We start from the raw sequence: 19,973 nt of genomic DNA, 5'->3' as shown, positions 1-19,973 counted from the left end.
ACGGTATCGCGCGCATGGATCCTCTGTCGGACATTCTTTCCACGTTGGCCAACCAACCGCTGTACTTCGGCGGGCTCAGGGCCGGTGGCGCGTGGGCGCTGCGTTTCTCCCCGCTGGATGCACTGAAGTTCAATGCCGTGCTGCACGGCGCGTGCTGGCTGCGGGTGGACGGCATGGACACGCCGATACGATTGCAGCAGGGTGACTGCGTGCTGCTGTCGCGGGGACGCCGGTTCGTGCTGGCCAGTGACCTTGGGCTGCCTGTGCGGGACGCGGACGATCTCTATCGCGACGCGGTGGAGGGTGTCGCACAGTGCGGCGATGGCCAGGACCTGCAGTTGCTCGGCAGCCGCTTCAGTTTCGGTGAGGCTGCCGATCTCCTGCTCGGCAGCCTGCCGCCTGCCCTCGTCATCCGCGGCGATTCCGAGCAGGCGGCGGTGTTGCACTGGGCGCTGCAGCGTATTGCCCGGGAACTGTCATCCCCCTCCCCGGGTACGGCCGCCATGACCCAGCATCTGGGACACATGATGCTGGTACAGGCGCTGCGCATCCATCTGAGCCAAGCTCCGCCCGAGTGCCCCGGATGGCTGGCCGCGTTGTCCGAGCCTCGCCTCGCGCCGGTGATGCATGCCATCCATGCCCATCCTGCGCGCCGGTGGACGGTAAGCGAGCTATCCGCCCTCGCGGGCACGTCACGATCCAGCTTCGCTTTGCGCTTCAAGCAGGTCTGTGGACTGTCACCCCTGGAATACGTGACGCGCTGGCGCATGCACCTCGCATCGCGGTGGCTGCGGGACGGGCAGTTGACGATCTCGGTGATCGCCGAGCGTCTTGGATATGAGTCCGACAGCGCCTTCAGCAGTGCCTTCAAACGCACCATGAAGCAGACACCCACCGCCTACCGCGCCCGGCACTCCTGCGGGGCACGGCACCGGCTGCCTAGCGGCTGATCATGTCGATGCCGGTAAGCCTGGCCGACAGCTCCCAGAGCCGTTGCGCCTGCACACGATCGATCGCGTACGGCTTCACGCCGGACAACGCCTGCGGATCATCGGAAGCCAGCACGGCAACGTCGCAGTCCTCGCAGTAGCGTCCGCCCTTGCCTTCCAGCAGGGGCGATGTCGCTGCCCAGACCTGTGTCGCGGCACCCTGTTGCGGCGTCTTCAGCGCATCGGGGTTGGCCGGCGCGCCATCCTCCCTCATCCAGCCCAATGCGATCATCTCCTCGCGCGGGACGTGGCGCTGCAGCGGCGTGATGATGGCCCCCGGATGCAGGGCGAACGCGTGGATTCCCCGTTCCCGGCCAAGCAGGTCCAGATGCACCGCAAACAGCACATTGGCGGTCTTTGATTGCCCATAGGCCTGCCATTTGTCGTAGCCCTGCAGGAAGTTGATATCGTCCCAACGGATGGGCGAGAAATGATGCCCTGCGGACGATACCGAAACGACCCTGCCGCCATCAGCAATGGCTGGCCAAAGCAGATTCACCAGTGCGAAATGCCCCAGGTGGTTTGTCGCGAACTGCAGCTCGGCACCCGGGCCAACACGCGTCTGCGGGCACGCCATCACGCCAGCACTGTTGATCACGTAGCGGACTCGCCGGCCTGACGCAACGATGTCCTCGGCAAAGCGGCGGACACTGGCAAGATCGGTCAGATCAAGCGAGCGTGCCTCGACACGGTCCAGGCCCAGCAGCGCCTGCCGCGCCGCATCCACATCGCGTGCGCCGACAATGACGTGGGCACCTGCGCCAGCCAACGCGCGCGTGGTCTCCAGCCCCAGGCCGGAATGGCCGCCGGTGACCACGGCCGTACTGCCGGACAGATCCTGCCCGGCCAGTACCTCGTGCGCGGTGCTGTGTGCGCCGAATCCAGATCCGATGGGGGTTTGAGCACTGCTCATGGGTGTGATTCCTTGAATGACGGGGGACACGATGCCGATGCGAGCGATGCATCGCTGCGTGTCATTGTGGAAACCCACCTGACGGCACGGAATGCGCAGGACGCCGTGATTCCATCGAGAACGTCCAGCGCCAGGGCATCATCCGCCGATGTGCAGCCCTGGACCGCTTTCCTTTCGGCGAGGTCCGGCCGCAGTGCCAGCGAAGGCACTACGTCCTGGCCGGCCGCCGCGATCATCCACGGCTGAAGCGCCGACCGACACTTGCGCAGTTCTGCACGCCGGAACGTGCAATCGTGTCGCCGGACGGGGGGGTGGCTTCCAGGGAGGCACCGATCAGGCCCTTGCCGCATTCGGGATGCAGCGCACCATGGCGCTGCCGGTGCCGCCCCTATTGCAGCGCGTCATGTAAACGATTACACCCCCTGCTAGCGTAGCGCCTGCCCGATCCTGGCCGAACCTCCAAGGCTGTCGACATGACGCTGCGTGCTGATCGCTTCCGCCCCTCCTGGGCCTGCCTGCGCTACGTCGCGCGCGCTCTGCTGCCGCTGGCCGTGATGGCCCCCGCCGCGCAGGCGCAGACACTGCCACCGCGCAGCCAGTGGCAGGCCAGCAGCTCATCACAGCAGGTCCCGGCGATGGCCATCGGTCATCTGATCGACAACGACCCGAAGACGGTCACCGGCGGCGCCTTCAGCCCCGGACACTGGTTCCAGATCGATCTGGGCGCGCCTGCCCTGCTCGGGGGCGCGCGCCTGACCTGGGATGTCTCCAATCCCGAGGGCTACACGCTGCAGACCTCGATGGACGGCCGGCAGTGGCAGACCGCCTACACCATGGCCGACTCGCTGGGCGATGTGGAGACGCTGTACTTCGAACCGCGCCAGGCGCGCTATCTGAGGCTGGCCAGTCCCCAGCGCACGTCGGACTGGGGGGTCTCCATCTTCGAGATGGAACCCTTGGACGCCACGCTCAGTGCACGCGTGCACGGACTCGACAGCGCACAGGCAGCCGCGTTGTGGCAAGGCGGTAGCGGCGTCGCCCTCCCTACCGATGGCAAGGGCAGCCATGTGCTTGAAATCACCCTGCCGCGCGCTCAGCCGGGCACCGGCCTGGCGGTGGAGTGGGCGGGCCAGCGTGGCGCCGCACGCCTGCAGGCCCAGGATGCGCAGGGGCGCTGGCAGCCGCTGGCGCAGGACACGCACGCCGCCAGCCATGCCCAGAGTTGGTTGGCCAGCGATACGGTGCACGATGTGCGTGCCCTGCGGCTCATCGTCGACGGGCCCTCGCCACAGGTCACGCGCCTGCGCCTGCTCGGCCCGAAGGCCGTGATGACGCCGATGAAGCAGTACCAGATCGCCGCCAGCGGCGCGCAGCGTGGCTTGTTCCCGGCGTCGTTGCAGATGCAGCAGACGTACTGGACCGCGGTGGGTGTGCATGCCGGACGGCAGAAATCGATCTTCGACGAATACGGCAATATCGAGGCATTCAAGGGCGCGCCGCTGGTGCAGCCGATCTGGCGCAATGCCGATGGGCGTGCCGCCGGTGCCGCGGAACAGACCGTGCAGCATGCCCTGCGCGACGGCTGGAAGCCGATGCCCTCGGCCACCTGGTCGCCGCAGCCCGGTCTGGAACTGCGCAGCGAAGCGTTCGCGATCGAGCGCGACGGCCAGCCCGTCACCTTCCTCCGGCATCGACTGCGCAATACCGGTACCACGCCGGTCGAGGGCACGCTGAGTCTGGTGGTGCGGCCGATGCAGATGAACCCGCCGTGGCAGAACGGTGGCCTGTCGCCGATCCGCGACGTGGCCATCGACGGCCAGAGCGTGCGCGTCAATGGTCATACCCTGCTGCACTCGCTGTCGGCGGTCAGCGCCTCCGGCGCGGCACCGTTCGGCCCGAACGGCGAAACCGAGATCACCTCCGCCATCGCTTCGGGCCGGTTGCCCGGCGCACGCCAGGTCACCGATGCGCGTGGGCTGGCGGCGGCGGCGCTGGACTACCGGATCACACTGGCGCCCGGCGCCAGCCAATCCGTGGTCGTCGCCTTCCCGCTGGGTACGGCGGCGGCCGACGCCAAGGGTGTACTTCCGGAGCCACCGGCACTGGACCTCGCGCGCCTGCCAGGCGATGCCGATGCCGGCTTCGAGACGCTGGCCGCCGAAGCCTCCGCGGACTGGCAGGCACGATTGGGCCAGGTCGGCCTGCGCCTGCCCGATCCGTCGCTGGTCGACATGCTGCGTGCCCAGGCCGCGTACATGCTGATCAACCAGACCGGCCCGGCCATGCAACCCGGCCCACGCAACTACAACCGCTCCTTCATCCGAGACGGCATGGCCACCTCGGCGGTGCTGCTGCGGATGGGCGAAGCCAAGGTCGCGCGCGACTACCTGGCGTGGTACAGCGAACACGGGGTACATGCCAACGGGCTGGTGTCGCCGATCCTCAATGACGATGGCAGCGTCAACACCGGCTTCGGATCGGACATCGAGTACGACAGCCAGGGCCAGTACGTCGCGTTGGTGGCCGATGTCGCGCGCCTCGACGGTGGCCCCGAGTCCGTGCGTGCGTACCTGCCGAAAGTGAAGGCCGCGCTGCGCTTCCTGCAGGAACTGCGTGAGCGCACGCTGGTACCCGGTTACAAGGCCGATCAACCGGCGCCGGAACGCTTTGCCGGCATCCTGGCACCGTCGATCAGCCACGAGGGCTATCCCTCTCCCACCCACAGCTACTGGGACGACTACTGGGGCCTGAAGGGCTGGCATGACGGCGCATGGCTGGCTGAATCACTCGGCGACCACGCCACCGCCACCTGGGCACGCGGGCAGTACAAGGCGCTGTATGACGCGCTGCACGCTTCGATCCGCGCGACGATGGCGTGGAAGGGCATCGATTTCATTCCCTCCTCCGCCGATCTTGGCGATGGCGACCCGACCGGCGTCTCCATCGCGCTGGATCCCACCGGTGCGCAGAGCGTGCTGCCGGCTGATGCGCTGCGCACCACCTTTGCCCGCTATCTTGACGACGTCCGCAAGCGCAACCAGCCCGGTGCGCTGTATGCGTACACCCCTTATGAAATCCGCAACGTCCTGAGCTATGTGCATCTGGGCCAGCCCGCAGCGGCCGACGAACTGCTGCAGGGCCTGCTGCGCGACCGTCGCCCGCTGCAATGGCAGGTGCTGGCCGAAGTCGTGCACTCACGGCTGCGTTTTCCGCGCTACCTGGGCGACATGCCGCACACCTGGATCGGTGCCGAATACGGCCGCACCCTGTTCGGGATGCTGATGCGCGAGGACGACGATGCCCTGTCACTGCTGCCGGGCACGCCGCCCTCCTGGCTGGCCGGCGATGGCCTTGCGGTGGAGCGCCTGCCGACGGCGTACGGCACGCTGCGGATGCAGGCACAGCAACGCGACGGTACGCTGACCGTGACGCTCGGCGAAGGGCTGCGCAGCGCCACGGCCGTCAAGGTCTGGTGGCCCGCGCGCACGGCACCGAAGCAGGTGCGCGTGGACGGCCGTAGCGTTTCCGACTTCGATGCCGAGGGTGTACGGTTGGCGAAGCCGTTCAGGACGCTGGAGGCGCGCTGGTAGAGCAGCTGAGCATGGCTCGGTTCTAAGGAAGCCGGCTTGGTGCCGGGGCACGCCCGGCCTCAGAGATCCGGCAAGCCCGGCGGGTTGGTCTGCGACTGCGGCACGGCTTCCTCGGTCACGTTCCAGCGCGCCAGTGCCTGTGCGTAGGTGCCGCTGCCGATCTGGGTATTGAGCGCCTGGGTCACCGCATCGGCCAGGCCGCTGCCCTTCCGCGTGGTGACCGAGATCGCAGCAGCGTTCGGCCAACCGCCCGGAAACAGGCCAACGCGCCGCACCTTGCCATCGCGCGCGGAGTACGCGCCGGTAGCGTTGGGTTCGAACGACACATCGGCCCGGCCGGTGATCACGGCCAGGCGGCCGACCACCGAATCATCGAAGTACTGGTATTGCACCGGCTCCAGCCCGGCCGCGATGTTCTGTGCATCCCACTGCCGCAGGATCTGGTCCTGGTTGGTGCTGGCACCGACCACCACCTTCAGGCCAGCGACATCGGCCGGCTTCTCGATCTTCTGGATGGGCCCGTCGGTGCGCGTATAGATGCCGAGCAGGTCATAACGGTAGCTGGAGAAGTCGAACTTCTTCTTGCGCTCTTCGGTCACGGTTACGTTGGACAGCACTGCGTCGTACTTGCCCGACTCCAGTCCCAGCGGCCAGTCGGCCCAGGCGACCGGCACCACCACCAGCTTCAGGCCCAGCGCATCGGCCACCAGCCGTGCGATGTCCGGCTCGATGCCGATCACTTCCTTGCTGTCGGCGCCATAGTCGGCCAGCGGCAACTGACCGGGATGCGTCGCGACGGTCAACGTGCCCGGCGTCACGAAGCGGAAGTCCGCCGGAACCAGCGCCTGCGCTTTCGGATCCACGGTCCCCCGCAGCGCTGGCGCGCCGGCACCGGCCAGGCTGCTGGTCGCTGCGGGCACGGCCTCCGGTCCCTGCCGTGCACGGGAATAGACGATGCCGGCAATGCCGATGACCAGCACAGCGATGACCAGCAGGGTGCTGCGCGAGGGACGACGAGACGTTGCAGGACTCATGGGGGTCACATCCGGATCAGAGGGTCTTGGCGAGAAAATCGGCGGTGCGCTGCTGGCGCGGGTGTTCGAATATGGCCTCGGGCGTGCCCTGCTCGATCACCCGGCCCTGGTCCATCATCACCACGTGGTCGGCAACGCGGCGGGCGAAGCCGAGTTCGTGGGTGACGATCACCAGCGTGGTGCCGGAACGGGCGAGCTCTTCGATCACGCTGAGCACTTCGGCCACCAGTTCCGGGTCCAGCGCCGACGTCGGCTCATCGAACAGCAGCACCTTCGGCTGCAGGGCCAGTGCACGGGCGATGGCGATGCGCTGCTGCTGGCCACCTGACAGCTGGCGCGGGAACGCATCGGCCCTGTCCGCCAGACCGACGCGCTCCAGCAGCACGCGCGCCTGCTGTTCGGCCTGCGTACGCGGCACACCGCGCACCGCCATCGGCGCCTCGATGATGTTCTCCAGCGCGGTCAGGTGCGGGAACAGGTTGAAGCCCTGGAACACCATGCCCACCTCGGCACGACGGCGGCGGATCTCGCGCTCCGGCAGCTCGTACAGGGTGTCGCCGTCACGGCGATAGCCGATCAGCTGGCCACCGACGCTGACGAAGCCGGTGTCGGCGCGCTCCAGGTGGTTGATCAGCCGCAGCAGGGTCGACTTGCCGGCACCGGACGGGCCGATCAGCACCGTTACGCTGCCGCCGCGCAGTTCCAGGGTGATGTCCTCCAGTACCGGCTGCCCGTCGAACGCCTTGCCGACACCGTGCAGCGATATCGGCGCTCCCTGTCCGGCCTCGGCCGCGCCCGCGATGCGCGGCCGCACCGCAACCGGCGATGCCGCACGCGGCGCGGGCGAGGATACCCGCGACACGCTGCGCTCACGCTGCAGCTGGCCACGCGCGAAGCGCTGCTCCACACGCCGCTGCAGCAGCGACAGCACGGTCAGGATCACCAGGTACCAGACCGTGGCCACCATCAGCAGTGGCACCACCTCCAGGTTGCGGCGGTAGATCACCTGCACGGTGTAGAACAGCTCCGGCAACGCCAGCACGTAGACCACCGACGTGCTCTTGGCCAGGCCGATCACATCGTTGAAGGCGGCCGGCAGGATCGAGCGCATCGCCTGCGGCAGGATGATGCGCCGCACCTGGCGGCCACGCGGCAGGCCCAGCGCGGCCGCTGCTTCATACTGGCCGTGATCGACCGAGAGGATGCCACCGCGGATCACCTCAGCCGAGAACGCCGCCTGGTTCAGTGTCAGGCCCAGCACCGCAGCCGTGAACACACCGATCAGCTGGGTGGTGGGATACGAGAACAGGCTGATGCCGGTGAACGGAATGCCCAGTTCGATCGTGCTGTACAGATAGCCCAGATTGTTCAGCAGCAGCAACAGCACCAGCAGTGGAATCGAACGGAACAACCAGACGTAGCCCCACGATACCGCCGACAGCAACGGCGAGCCGGATACCCGTGCCAGCGCCAGCAGCGTGCCCAGCGCGAAGCCCAGGCCGGTGCCGAGCGCGGTCAGCAACAGCGTGCGACCCAACCCTTCCAGCACCGGGCGGGCGAAGAACCACTCGGCGAAGGTGCCCCAGCCCCAACGTGGATTGCCGAGTACCGACTGCAGCCCGATCAGGATCAATGCCAGCGCCAGGACCGTGCCGAACACCTGCAGCGGATGCCGCGCCGGCACGATCTTCAATGCCGGTGCCGGACGCGCGGCCAGACCCTCGATCGCGGTGGACGGCGTACTCATGCGTGGACTCCCTGCACGGCGGCGGCGATTGATGCCGGCGGGCGCGCAGATGCCCGCAGCTGCTTCTCGAACGGCAGATGGGCGATCGATTCCGGGTCGGCAGACAGATCGAACAGTGCGGTGTAGCCATGGCTCAGGTACAGGCCGACCGCCTCGGGCTGGCGGAAGCCGGTGGTCAGGTACACGCGGCGATAACCCTGGCGTGCAGCCTGATCTTCAAGCTCCTGCAGCACCCGCCGGGCGATGCCCTGGCGGCGCAGGCCAGGCAGTGTCCAGATGCGCTTGAACTCGGCCGTATCCGGGTCGCGGTGAGGCATGAACGCGCCGCCGGAAATGGCCACACCCTCACGCAGCAGCAGCACGAATGCTCCCACCGGCGCAGCGAATGCCTGCGCCGGGTAGCGTTGCAACTCCTCGCGCGCACTGCCACCGATGCGTCGCCGCACATCGGCGTAACGACTGTCGTACTCCTGTTCGAGCCCATCGAACAGTGGCCGCGCCAGTGGATCGTCCACCGAGGTGTAGAGGAAGCGCTCTTCGAACGGTGCCGTACTCATGCTGCGTCCTCCACCAGATAGTGTTCGGCCAGCCGCGCCCAGAGGCTGGCGGCAGGGGCGATGGCCGCATCGTTGAACGCGTAGCGCGGGCTGTGCAGCGGCGCACTGTCACCGTTGCCGACGAACACGAAGCTTCCGGGCCGGGCCTGCAGCAGGAAGGCGAAGTCCTCGCTGGCGGTGCGCGGCGCGAAGGCATCCAGCACCTGCCCTGCGCCGAATCCCTGCAGCGCCACCTCACGGATATAGGCGGTCTGCTGCGGATGGTTGATCACGCTCGGGAAGCCACGCGGGAAATCGATCTCGGCGCGCGCCCCGAACGCGGCGGCGGTCTGCTCGGCAAGCTCGGTCACGCGACGGCGCAGCCTGTCGCGAACGTCGGGCAGATAGGCGCGTACGGTCAGCGTCAGCTCCACCACATCGGGAATCACGTTGGCTGCCTGCCCACCGTGGATCGAACCGACCGTCACCACGCCCATCTGCCGCGGGTCCACATTGCGCGACACCACACTCTGCAGTGCGGTGACGATGTGCGCGGCGGCGAGGATCGGATCCACGCTTCCCTGTGGTTCCGCACCATGCCCGCCCTTGCCGATCACCCTCAACCGTGCCCAGTCCACCGATGCCATCGCCGGTCCGTCGACAAAGCCGAAGTGCCCCGCCGGCACACCCGGCCAGTTGTGCAGTCCATAGATCGCATCCACCGGAAAACGCTCGAACAGACCGTCGGCGAGCATCCTTGACGCACCGGAGCCGGTTTCTTCCGCCGGCTGGAACACCAGTTGCAGGGTGCCATCGATGCGCCCGTGCCGGGCCAGGTAATGCGCCGCCGACAGCAGGATCGCGGTGTGTCCATCGTGACCGCAGGCATGCATCCGTCCTTCGTTCTGGCTGGCATAAGGCAGCCCGGACGCCTCCTGGATCGGCAGCGCATCGATGTCGGCGCGCAGCCCGAGCCGGCGGCTGCCCTGCCCCCGCTGCAGCGTTCCGACCACGCCGGTTCCGCCGACGCCCGTGGTCACCGTATAGCCCCACTGCTGCAGCAGTTCGGCTACGCGTGCGCTGGTGCGATGCTCCTCAAAGGCGAGCTCCGGGTGTCGATGCAGGTCGTGGCGGATGGCGATGGCCTCATCGGCGCGTGCGGCTATTTCAGGCAGCACGCCCGTCGGCCCGGTGGGCGCCACAGTCAACGATGCCCGGCGCAGTACGTTCATCGCCTCACCCCACCTTCCGCGCCGGTTCGGCGGCCGTCGAATGACGGCTGGCCTTGTAAGGCAGGCCCAGGTGGTCGCGCAGCGTCTTCCCTTCCAGCTCGCGCTGGTGATACCCGCGCGCCTGCAGGATCGGCAGTACCAGGGTCACGAAATCGTCCAGCCCCTCGCGCTGCGCCGCGAACCCCAGAATGAAGCCATCGCTGGCGCCCGCCTCGAACCAGCGGATCAACTCGTCGGCCACGTGCTCGGGTGTACCGATGAAGTTGGGCCGCGGGCTCACCGCCTGCAACGCGACCTGGCGCAGGCTCAAGCCCTGCTCGCGGGCATCCTGCTTGATGCGGTCGGTGGTGGAGCGGAACGAATTGCTGCCGATCCCGCCCAGCTCGGGGAACGGCGCGTCGGGATCGTACTGGCTGAAATCGTGATGGTCGAAGAAGCGCCCGAGGTAGGCCAGCGCATCGTCCAGGCCCGCGAGTGCGGCAATCGCCTGGTACTTGGCTTCCGCCTCCTCGGCGGTGTGGCCGACAATCGGCCCGATGCCCGGAAAGATCTTAACGTCATTGCCGCTGCGCCCGTGGGCGATGGCCGAGTTCTTCACCTTCTGGGTGAAGGCACGGGTTTCTTCCAGCGAGGGCGAGTGGGTGAATACCGCATCGGCATACTTGCCGGCCAGCGCGATGCCGTCGTCGGACGAGCCCGCCTGGAAGATCACCGGCTGCCCCTGCGCGGAGCGCTGGATGTTCAGTGGGCCTTCGACCTGGAAGAAGCGGCCCTTGTGGTCGAGGCGGCGGAACTTGTCGGCGGCGAAGAAGGTGCCCTGTTCGCGGTCGCGGATGAAGGCATCGTCATCCCATGAATCCCACAGGCCCTGCACCACCTCCAGGTACTCGTCGGCGATCTGGTAGCGCAGCGCATGTTCCGGATGCGGGCGGCCGTAGTTGCGGCCTGATCCTTCCAGCGGCGAGGTCACCACGTTCCAGCCGGCGCGCCCACCGCTGATCAGGTCCAGCGAGGCGAACTGCCGGGCCACGGTGAACGGATCGCTGTAGGAGGTGGACAGCGTGCCGGCCAGGCCGATCTTCTTCGTCGCCGTGGCCAGCGCGGACAACAGCGAGATCGGCTCGAAGCGGTTGAGGAAGTGCGGGATCGATTTCTCGTTGATGTACAGCCCATCGGCAACGAAGCCGAACGCGATGCCGTTGTCTTCGGCCGTGCGCGCGATGTCGATGTAGAAGTCCAGGTTCACGCTGGCATCGGCCGGGTTGGACGGATGCTTCCACGCATGCATGTGGCTGCCCGGTCCCTGCAGCATGATGCCGAACGGGATGGTGCGCGGTGTCTTGCTCATGGGTATCGCTCCTGCAGGTCAGGCCACCGCCGCGCGTGGCGCGGGCGACAGCAGTTCAAGGGATGCCAGGCGTGCGTCGAGGTCGGCCACCGGCGCATCGAGGATGAATTCGCCCACGCCGAAGCGGCGGTGCAGTGCGTCCAGTTCCCCGCGCACCTGCTGCGCGTCGCCCGACAGCACGCTGGGCCGCGTCTCTTCGATACGGAAGTCGGTCACGCCGACCTGGCGGGCATACTCGGCCGCGGCGTCCGGGCTGGGCAGGTTCACCGTCTGCCCCGGGCCGAGGTGCAGCTTGTAGACACGCAATGCGCCGACATGGCGCGCCGCCGCTTCGCTGGTGGGCGCCGCGAAAGCGACGGTGGCCAGCAACGGCGGCTGCGTGGATACGGCGCGATAGGCCTCGAACGCCGCTTCGATGTGCTTCGGGTCGCCGTCGAAATGGGCGGCATAGACGAAGCGCCAGCCCAGCTCCGCCGCCTGCCGTGCGCTCTGCGGGCTGGCGCCCAGCAGGAAACGCTCGGCCGCCACCTGCGGCACCGGCCGCGCCTGCGCATTGGCATGCGCATGATCTTCGGCCAGCGAGCCGGACAGGAATCCTTCCAGATCGCGCAGCTGCTGATCGAAATCGGCGAAGGCCGGTCGCCCCGCGGCCAGCGCTGCGGTGGACGCCGGCAGGCCACCGGGTGCCTTGCCCACCCCCAGGTCGACGCGTCCGGGCGCCAGCGCCGCCAGCAGGTTGAAGTTCTCGGCCACCTTGTACGGCGCATAGTGGCGCAGCATCACGCCACCGCTGCCGATGCGGATGCGCCGGGTCTGTGCCAGCACCCATGCCGCCAGCACCTCCGGCGCCGGACTGGCCAGGGTCGGTGCGGCGTGATGCTCGGCAAACCAGTAGCGGTGGTAGCCCAGCTGTTCGGCACGCTGGGCCAGCTGCAGGCTGTTGCGCAGCGCCTGCTCGGCGCCTGCGCCTTCGGCCACCGGGCTCTTGTCCAGCACGCTGATGAGGTAGCTCATGTCCGCGTCCTCGCTCAGGGGTGGGCCACAGGAATGCCAAGCAGGCCATTGAGTGCGGCCAGGATCGGCTCGGCACCGGTCACGTACTGCCGGTCCTGGTAGGCACCGTTGGCGTGTTCGCTGCGCACGCCCTGCGGCAGCACCAGCTTCGGCAGCGACTGGTCCTGCTCGCCCACCGCCGCGATCACCTCGCGGCGTGGCCGCGCGAAGCCGATGCGGCGCACGTCCAGCTGTGCATCCAGGCCGTCGATGCTGGACAGCGCGCCTTCCAGCAGCAGGCTGTGCCGGCAGAAGAAGCGCTGGCCCGGCAACTGGCCGTCGACGAACTCGCGATCAAGCAGGAACAGGATGGGTTTGGGGGAGGCAGCTGCAGCCACGGGTTCGTCCTCGTCTGGGCCGGCAATGAAGTGCCGTTTCGCTATCGATGCTAGAGAAGCTGTGCGCCGCGCCCGTACCTGCTGGCGACAATCGCCGGTCGGATCCGGCCACGCAGATGCAGGTTGGCAATAAGCAGACTGCTGGCCGTTATGGGCAGCTCAGGCGATGCGGCGCAGGGGCGCCGGCCCGCTGGCGGCATGCGGCAGCAGATGCCCGGCAGCGCGCTCGGCAGCCAACTGGATGCGCGCCTGCAACGCCGCGCTGTTGATCTGCTCGCCATCGAAATCGGCTGGTGTGGCGTACACGCCGATGGGCAACGTATGCGCCTGCAGAAAGCTGAACAACGGTCGCAGCTGATGGTCGATCACCAGCGCATGCCGCTCGCTGCCCCCGGTGGCCGCCAGCAGCACAGGGGTGTCCACCAGCGCCTCGAGGTCGATGAAGTCCACCAGGTGCTTGAACAACCCCGGGTACGAGCCACGATGGACCGGTGCGGCCACCACCAGCAGCTCGGCGTCCTCGAGGGTGGCCAGCGCCTGTTCCACCGCGGGCTCGGCCTCGCTGCGCGACAGCGTCTGCCCCAGCGCGCGTGCAATCGGCGCCAGCTCCACCAGTGTCACGCTGGCATGCAGGCGCTGCTGCAGCGCCTCCAGCAGGTGCCGTACCAGCAACAGCGTGCGCGAATTCACCGATGCCGTTGGCGATCCGATCAACGCAACAATCTTCAACCCAGATGACATGCCACTCTCCTCGGTAACGCCGGACGCTGGCCGGCGACGCCATGCCTGAACCTCAGAACCGGTAATTGACCCGCCCGTACCAGAACGCGCCGATCCTGCTGAGCACGTCACCGCTGTCCCAGGTGGTCTCGATGCTGGCCACGTCGGTGGCGCTGCGCGCGTACTCCGGCACCTTGCGGGTGCGCTTGTCGAACACGTTGTTGATGCCCAGCGCCGCACTCCAGCCCGCGCCCAGCTCCACACCGCCGGACAGGTTGGTCACCAGCACCGGTGGCTGCCTGTATTCCACGCCGTTGTTGAGGCGCTTGATCGACCCGTAGTAGGTAACGTCCACATTCGAGCGCCAGCGTCCGTTCTGCCAACCCAGTCCGGCCACCTGGGTGTAGCTGGGCGTACGGAAGCGCAACGCGTACTCGCCGGACTTCGTCAGCAGGTTGATGTTGGGCAGCCCCTGCAGCGCCGCAGGAATGGCGCTGACGCTGCGGATCGTGGTGCGTCCGACGTTGGCGGCGTAGCTCCAGCGCAGCTTGCCCCACGATGTGTCCTGGTTCGCCTCCAGCGTCAGCTCCACGCCGCGCGTGCGGGTGTCGCCCACGTTGGTGAAGTAGCTGGCATAGAACGCGTCGCCCGGCAGGATGCTGATGCCGGCCGAACCCAGCAGCGCATCGATCGTGTTCTTCTGCGCGGAGGTCAATACGGTGCCGCTGTTGTCGGTGATGCGCGCCGGATCCTGCGCGTTGTAGCCGATCTGGCTGGACTGGCCGAGCTGGCCGCGGATGTCGATCTGGTAGGCATCCACGGCCAGGTGGAAGGCCGGGCTCGGGTCCCAGGTCACGCCGATGCTGTAGTTGGTGGCCTTCTCCGGTTTCAGCGGGGTGGCACCCAGTGCCACCGCAGCGGGCGAGGACACCTGCGCCACCAGCGTCGTACCGCACGGGCAGCTGCCCGTGGCCTGGTAGAACTGCGCGCCCAGGCTTGGCGCGTGGAAGCCGTTGCTGACCGTCGCACGCACGCCCAGTGCGTCGGTGATGTCGAAGCGGCTGGTCAAGCGTCCGGTCGAGACGCTGCCGAAGTCCGAATGGTCTTCCCAGCGCGCGGCCGCATCCAGGTACCAGCGCGAGGTGACGTTGGTCGCCGCCCCCACGTACACCGCCTTGCTGTTGCGCGTGGCCTTCACCGCATCGGCGGTGGAGTAGCCGACAAACGCAGCGGCGCCAAATCCGGTGTGCGACTCCCACTGCCCTGCCCCGCGCTCGTAGCGCTCGTGCTGGTACTCGGCACCGGCACTCACGTCCAGGGGTGAGGCAAAGGCCGCTACGTCAAAGCCCCGACGCAGGTCCAGGTTGGCAATGCCCTGCTGGTAATCCAGCTTGCCGTCATAGAAGTCGGTGGGCGAGCCCGGGTACGGCAGCGAGTAGTTCACCGAGTTGCGGGTATAGGTGCGCACCGTGCTGCGGTTGCCGGTCAGGCTGGCGTCGTAGTCCCAGCCAGCCACCTGCCCCTTCACGCCGGCGGTGCCGGTGTACTGCTTCTCCTTGGTCTCCAGCACCGGCAGGAAGCCGTCGGGAAACACGCTCAGCACCCCCGGTGTCCGGTACGTGGTGAAGATCGTGGCCGGCAGGCGGAAGTTCTGGATCGCCTGCGCGGTGCGGTCACTGGCAGTGGCGTTGGCGTAGAACTGCGCGCTCTCACCCAGGCCATGGCCCACGTTCACCGCAAACGCCTTCAGCGCATACGACGGTGAGCTGAGGATGGTGTTGGCTTCGGCATCGCGCGTGGCCTCGGCAGGGTCCGGCGTCGCACCGGCCGGCAGGCGGTTGTTCGGCCGCAGCGCGACCCGGTTGCCATTGGCATCGATCGCCGGATAGCTCAGATAGCCATCGATGTAGCGTCGCGTCCGGATCGCGTGGTGCTGGCGCGTGGTCTCGCCCGAGAGGTTGACGAAGCCGTCCTTGCCCCAGGGCAGGCCGACGTTGGCGCGCACGCTGGTACGCGTACCGTCGCCATCGATGCTCTGCCCGCTCTCCACCGACACCTCACCGCCCTGTGCCTGCGATTTCAGGATGACGTTGACCACACCGGTGATCGCGTCCGAGCCGTAGATGGCGGAGGCACCATCGCGCAGCACTTCCACGTGGTCGATGGCCGACACCGGAATCAGCGCCAGATCCGCCCAGGCGTGGCCAGGAAAGCCGCCGCCGTTGGCACCGCTCACATAGGCACTGGCGTTGCGGCGCTTGCCGTTGACCAGCACCAGCGTGTAGCCCGGTGAGAGATTGCGCAGCTGATAGCCGCGGATCAGGCTCTCCTGGTCGCTCTGGTAGCCACCGATCTGGCTCAGCGACGGCAGGCTGCGCTGCAGCGCTTCGAGCAGGTTGGCCTGCCCGGTCGCAGCAAGATCCTCGGCGGAGATCACGTCGATGGGCGTGGAGCTGTTCTTGACCGTGCGCGTGCTGGTGCGCGAGCCGGTCACCACCACTGCGTCCAGGGTGGATGCAGCGACGTTGGCGGCGGCCGCTGTGGTTGCCGGCTGCGCATCGGCGTCTGCCGCATGCACGGGGGCCGCTACCAGGGCGGCGGCGATCAACACAGCAAGAGGACTCAGGACGGGGGCGTAGGCGGCAGGCATGGGGGCTCGTGGGGTGGGCCGGAAACACGCTTCCATTCAAGGGCCTGTTCACCCGCCACGACAGGCGTGATCGCGTCACCCAGCCGTAACATCCGGCCACCCACATGACCGCTGGTAATGACGTTAGGCAGCGCGCTTGCATGGGGTCGGATCCCTTTCGAAGGAAACGGATCCGACCCCAGCCGCCATATATCCCGCAGGCATCACCTCATGACCGCATGCCACGCGGCGGCATGCACCATCACCGGTAGCATCAGGCCATGCCCATCCACGCTGCCGATCCCACCGCGCCGACCGTCGCCATCGTGGCCTGCCACGGCCAGGGCCTGTTCGAGTTCGGTTGTGCGGTGGGCCTGTTCGCACCGGTGCGTCCGGAACTGGGCGTGGCGTGGTACCGCACGCAGCTGTGCGCGGGCGAACCCGGCGCGCTGCGCATGCTCGGCAATACGCAGGTGCAGTTGCCGCATGATCTCAACGCGGTGGACGATGCGGACATCATCGTCATTCCCGGTTGGCGCGAACCCAGTGAACGCCCGCCGCAGGCGTTGCTTGATGCGCTCGTCCGCGCCCACGCGCGCGGCGCCCGCATCGCCTCGATCTGCTCGGGCGCCTTCGTGCTGGCCTGGGCCGGCCTGCTCGATGGCCGCCAGGCCACCACCCACTGGCGGCTCACCGAAACGCTTGCGCAGCAGTTCCCCCGCATCGGCGTGCGCGACGACGTGCTCTACGTCGACGCCGGCAGCATCATCACCTCGGCCGGTTCGGCCACCGGCATGGACATGATGCTGCACATGGTGCGCAAGGATTACGGCGCGCGCGTGGCCAACCTCGTTGCCGAGCGCCTGGTGCTGGCGCCCTGGCGTGATGCCGGGCGCAGCCAGCGCGTCAGCCGCGCCATTCCCAGCGGCGAGCCGACGCGCCTGGCCAAGCTGATGGAATGGATGCGGCGCAATCTGCGCGAACCGCACTCGCTGGGCAGCCTGGCCGAACAGGCCGCGTTGAGCCAACGCACCCTGCAACGGCAGTTCCTCGACGCCACCGGCCTGTCACCCATCGACTGGCTGATCCGCGAGCGGGTGGCTTTCGCCCGCGAGCTGCTGGAAACCACCGACCGCCCGCTGCACTGGGTCGCCGAGCAGGCCGGTTTCGGCTCACAGGAATCATTCCGCCGCCATTTCCGCGGGCTGGTCGATGCCAGCCCCACCGAGTACCGTAGCCTGCATCGGCAGGGCATCGAAGCCGATCGACTGGTCGGCTGCTGAGGGTAGGCCTGCGGCAACGTCCGCCTTTCCACTCCGCCATCGGACCGGCAAGATATCGCCATGTCCCGCAGGCCGATGGAACGGTGATGACTGACCGCCCTTACAGGAACTACCGCTTCGGGATAGGCGTGTCGCTGGTGCTGGCGGCGTTCATCGCCACCCTTTCGCTCATCGCTGTGGCCACCCCCAATCTGGGTTGGGGCGTTGTGGCGCTGGCCACCCTGGCGATCTGGGTGGGCGTACCGTTGCTGCTGGTGCTTGTGCTGGCGTGGCTGCGCTACATGGTACGGGACCGTGGCCAGGTGCCCGGCCGCGTGCACGCCGTGATGTTCGTGCCCACCGCCGCAGCCATGCTCATCGTTCCGCTGTGGCAGTCCCTGCAGAACACCTGGGACAGCCTCGCCGGCGGCTCGCGTGCCGCCATCGCGGAACTGCACGTCAATCTCAGCGGGCAGCCGCTGTGGCTGGACACCTCGCCGTATGCATCCACCGGCTCTGGCGCTGGGCCGGACCTGCCCATGCAGAGCGACACGCCCGAACGTTTCATCGCCTTCCACCGCTACCCCAACGCGCAGTCCGATGCAGACAGGGCATTCCCGTATGAAGACGGGCGCCTGAAGCGCTCGGTGGACCACTACCGCTACGCCACGCCCTCCGGAGATCGTGCCGTCACCGACGTGCCCTTGCTGCGCCACCCCTATCCGGACCTTGCGCCCTTCAACGCGTCATGGAGGCGCCCGGGCACGCCGGAACTGGTGCACCTCTATTACCACTACCGCGATCATGTGGAGGTCGCGCCCGCGCTCGCACGCCTCAGCGGCACTACCGCAGATGATCTGCAGCGCAGCCGCTTCGAAGGCCTGGTGCTGTTCAAGGTCCACAACTACGGCGGCGCGCCCATCGTGCGGATGGAGGTCAATGGCCTCACGCTGGACATCGGTGACGGCGCCATCGCCAACATCCCGACGCCACCCGCGGACTGCACCGCCTACGGCTACCCGGACGGCGCCGCGCTGCTTCCGCTCGATCAGCCCTTGCAGGTCCGCTGGCAGACCAGCAGCGAGCCGATGCGCTGGCACAGCGCCCGCGTGCAGGTACCGGCGTTCCGCACGCCGCAGCCGATGGAGGGCCAGTCAACCCTCCAGCGCGTGCTGCTGTATGTGCTGCCTGATGACGCGCTGGCCGCCGAACGCTACGCGGAAATATTCGACCGCGATACGCGGCGCGGCATCCGCGCTACTGGCCTGCCCGCGGCGGCCGCTGCGGTGGCCACCTGCGGCAGCGCCTACGCCACCTATGGCGAAGACGCGCCGTCGCCGCTGGCAGACTGAGCAGTGTCGCCGCGGCGCCTGTTCTCAGCGGCGGCCACGCATCCGCCAGCACTGTGCGATGAAGCCCAGCACGAACACCACGAAACACCCCAGCAGGGTCTGCAGCACGACCGGAGCCATCGGCGCCGCCGCAATCGGATGTGCCACCGGGATGCGGGTCAGCGTTTCATTCACGCCCGGCACCAGCGACAGCAGGAAGCTGAACGACAACGCGAAGGTGGACAGATACCGCGCCGCCCGCCCCAGGAAGCGCAGGCGCGCGGCTAGCACGCCGCCGAAAGCAACCAGCAGCACGATCACGCCAAAGGCGTGGCCGGGATTGAGTCCGCCCGTGCTGGACACGGTGAACGAGGTTGCCACCGACAACACCAGGCCCAGCAGATAGAGCTTGCCGGCACGCGTGGCCGGATCGATGGCGCGGTGGCGGACGAAGCCATAGAGACCGGCCACGATGGGAAGCAGGCTGACGGCAGTGTGGATGACGCCGAGGGCGGACAGCGGGTGTGGCATGGGAGTGCTCCGTTGGGATTAAACAAACCTACTAGTAGGTAGGCATGGTGGACAAAAAGAAGACCCGCGTTGCGGCGGGCCTTCCGCATACAGTTCTCAGGAGGCGCTCACCCGCGCGATCGCCAGCCGCGCCAGGGCCGCGAAGGTGGCCGCATCGCCAAACCCCCGCGCCGCCAGCATCGCACCGTGCACGGACGCCATGAACGCCTTGGCTTCGTCGTCCGCCGGGCCCTGCAGGCGCAGCTGCCCCTGCGCAGCGCCCTTCTGCAGGGTGCGGGTCAACCACTCGGCCAGGTCCTCGAAGTGGCCGCGCACCTCCTCGGCAATCTCCACCGGGAGCATCGGTGCTTCCGCGGCCAGCATCGCGCAGATGCAGAACGACGCCGTTCCGCCGGCAATGCAGCTGGACCAGTAATCGACATAGGCGTTGAGCTCCAGCAGCGGATCGCCCAGTTGCCGGTCCAGCAGCGCCAGCCCCTCGCGTGCCTCGGCCCGGTACAGCACCACCACCGTGCGCACCAGATCGGCCTTGCTGGGGAAGTGGTGATGGATGCTGGCCTTGCTGATGTTCACCCGCGCGGACACGTCCGCGTAGCTGAAACCGTTGTAACCACCGGCTTCCAGCAGGGAACGGGCCTGCGCCAGGATCTCCAGCGCCTTCGGGGACAGCGACTCTTTCATGGGCGCAAACCTACTAGTAGGTAGATAGCCTGTCAACGG

Annotated in this window: 16 protein-coding genes; 4 read left to right on the top strand and 12 right to left on the bottom strand. The window is 67.7% G+C overall.

Features of this window, described 5'->3' with window-relative positions; all coding sequences use genetic code 11:
* Window positions 1-14: 14 nt before the first annotated feature.
* Window positions 15-950 carry an AraC family transcriptional regulator gene (locus tag N7367_RS07795; RefSeq protein WP_279942117.1) on the top strand — a complete coding sequence of 312 codons (936 nt, stop codon included), beginning with the start codon at window positions 15-17 and terminating at the stop codon, window positions 948-950.
* On the opposite strand, the gene N7367_RS07790 is transcribed toward N7367_RS07795, so the two are convergent.
* A complete protein-coding gene (locus N7367_RS07790) occupies window positions 940-1,902 on the bottom strand; it encodes an SDR family NAD(P)-dependent oxidoreductase (protein WP_279942116.1) in 963 nt (320 codons plus the stop codon). The two genes, N7367_RS07795 and N7367_RS07790, sit on opposite strands and share 11 nt — an antisense overlap.
* 473 nt (window positions 1,903-2,375) lie before the next feature.
* On the opposite strand from N7367_RS07790, the gene N7367_RS07785 reads away from it, so the two are divergent.
* The gene (locus N7367_RS07785; protein ID WP_279942115.1) at window positions 2,376-5,492 is read left to right on the top strand and encodes a discoidin domain-containing protein; all 3,117 of its coding nucleotides are present in this window, start codon (window positions 2,376-2,378) and stop codon (window positions 5,490-5,492) included.
* A gap of 59 nt (window positions 5,493-5,551) precedes the next feature.
* On the opposite strand, the gene N7367_RS07780 is transcribed toward N7367_RS07785, so the two are convergent.
* The 9 genes from N7367_RS07780 to N7367_RS07740 all read right to left on the bottom strand — a co-directional run bounded on the left by N7367_RS07780 (window position 5,552) and on the right by N7367_RS07740 (window position 16,150).
* Window positions 5,552-6,526 (bottom strand): ABC transporter substrate-binding protein, encoded by a 975-nt coding sequence (locus N7367_RS07780; RefSeq protein WP_128990415.1) that lies wholly within the window; start codon window positions 6,524-6,526, stop codon window positions 5,552-5,554.
* Window positions 6,527-6,542: 16 nt separating this feature from the next.
* Window positions 6,543-8,273 carry an amino acid ABC transporter permease/ATP-binding protein gene (locus N7367_RS07775; protein ID WP_279942114.1) on the bottom strand — a complete coding sequence of 577 codons (1,731 nt, stop codon included), beginning with the start codon at window positions 8,271-8,273 and terminating at the stop codon, window positions 6,543-6,545.
* Window positions 8,270-8,830 (bottom strand): GNAT family N-acetyltransferase, encoded by a 561-nt coding sequence (locus tag N7367_RS07770; RefSeq protein WP_279942112.1) that lies wholly within the window; start codon window positions 8,828-8,830, stop codon window positions 8,270-8,272. The genes N7367_RS07775 and N7367_RS07770 overlap by 4 nt, the downstream gene beginning before the upstream one ends.
* Complete coding sequence (locus N7367_RS07765) at window positions 8,827-10,041, bottom strand: M20 family metallopeptidase (RefSeq protein WP_279942111.1); 1,215 nt, start codon at window positions 10,039-10,041, stop codon at window positions 8,827-8,829. Before N7367_RS07765 ends, N7367_RS07770 begins: the two co-directional genes overlap by 4 nt.
* A gap of 4 nt (window positions 10,042-10,045) precedes the next feature.
* Window positions 10,046-11,389: an LLM class flavin-dependent oxidoreductase gene (locus N7367_RS07760; RefSeq protein WP_279942109.1), complete on the bottom strand. Its 1,344-nt coding sequence runs from the start codon at window positions 11,387-11,389 to the stop codon at window positions 10,046-10,048.
* Window positions 11,390-11,407: 18 nt separating this feature from the next.
* On the bottom strand, window positions 11,408-12,403 hold the full coding sequence (locus tag N7367_RS07755; protein WP_053517564.1) for an LLM class flavin-dependent oxidoreductase: 996 nt from the start codon (window positions 12,401-12,403) through the stop codon (window positions 11,408-11,410).
* 14 nt (window positions 12,404-12,417) lie between these two features.
* On the bottom strand, window positions 12,418-12,780 hold the full coding sequence (locus N7367_RS07750) for a DUF3088 family protein (RefSeq protein WP_053517565.1): 363 nt from the start codon (window positions 12,778-12,780) through the stop codon (window positions 12,418-12,420).
* Between the two features lie 159 nt (window positions 12,781-12,939).
* Window positions 12,940-13,521, bottom strand: a complete 582-nt coding sequence (gene msuE / locus N7367_RS07745) for an FMN reductase (protein WP_053517566.1) — start codon at window positions 13,519-13,521, stop codon at window positions 12,940-12,942.
* Between the two features lie 52 nt (window positions 13,522-13,573).
* Window positions 13,574-16,150, bottom strand: a complete 2,577-nt coding sequence (locus N7367_RS07740; RefSeq protein ID WP_279942107.1) for a TonB-dependent receptor — start codon at window positions 16,148-16,150, stop codon at window positions 13,574-13,576.
* 260 nt (window positions 16,151-16,410) lie between these two features.
* Here N7367_RS07740 and N7367_RS07735 point away from each other — a divergent pair, with 260 nt between their 5' ends.
* Together N7367_RS07735 and N7367_RS07730 are read left to right on the top strand one after the other, a co-directional pair.
* A complete protein-coding gene (locus tag N7367_RS07735) occupies window positions 16,411-17,412 on the top strand; it encodes a helix-turn-helix domain-containing protein (protein WP_065175558.1) in 1,002 nt (333 codons plus the stop codon).
* An 86-nt stretch (window positions 17,413-17,498) separates the two neighbouring features.
* Window positions 17,499-18,743: a hypothetical protein gene (locus tag N7367_RS07730; protein WP_279942106.1), complete on the top strand. Its 1,245-nt coding sequence runs from the start codon at window positions 17,499-17,501 to the stop codon at window positions 18,741-18,743.
* Between the two features lie 24 nt (window positions 18,744-18,767).
* Here the strand turns inward: N7367_RS07730 and N7367_RS07725 are convergent, their stop codons facing one another.
* A complete protein-coding gene (locus N7367_RS07725) occupies window positions 18,768-19,253 on the bottom strand; it encodes a hypothetical protein (protein WP_053517571.1) in 486 nt (161 codons plus the stop codon).
* Window positions 19,254-19,349: 96 nt separating this feature from the next.
* Window positions 19,350-19,934 (bottom strand): TetR/AcrR family transcriptional regulator, encoded by a 585-nt coding sequence (locus N7367_RS07720; RefSeq protein ID WP_279942105.1) that lies wholly within the window; start codon window positions 19,932-19,934, stop codon window positions 19,350-19,352.
* Window positions 19,935-19,973: the final 39 nt, after the last annotated feature.

Origin of the sequence: Stenotrophomonas sp. GD04145 (genome assembly GCF_029835135.1) — a bacterium.
GTDB lineage: Bacteria > Pseudomonadota > Gammaproteobacteria > Xanthomonadales > Xanthomonadaceae > Stenotrophomonas > Stenotrophomonas maltophilia_P.
This window is presented reverse-complemented; position numbering and strand designations above follow the sequence as displayed.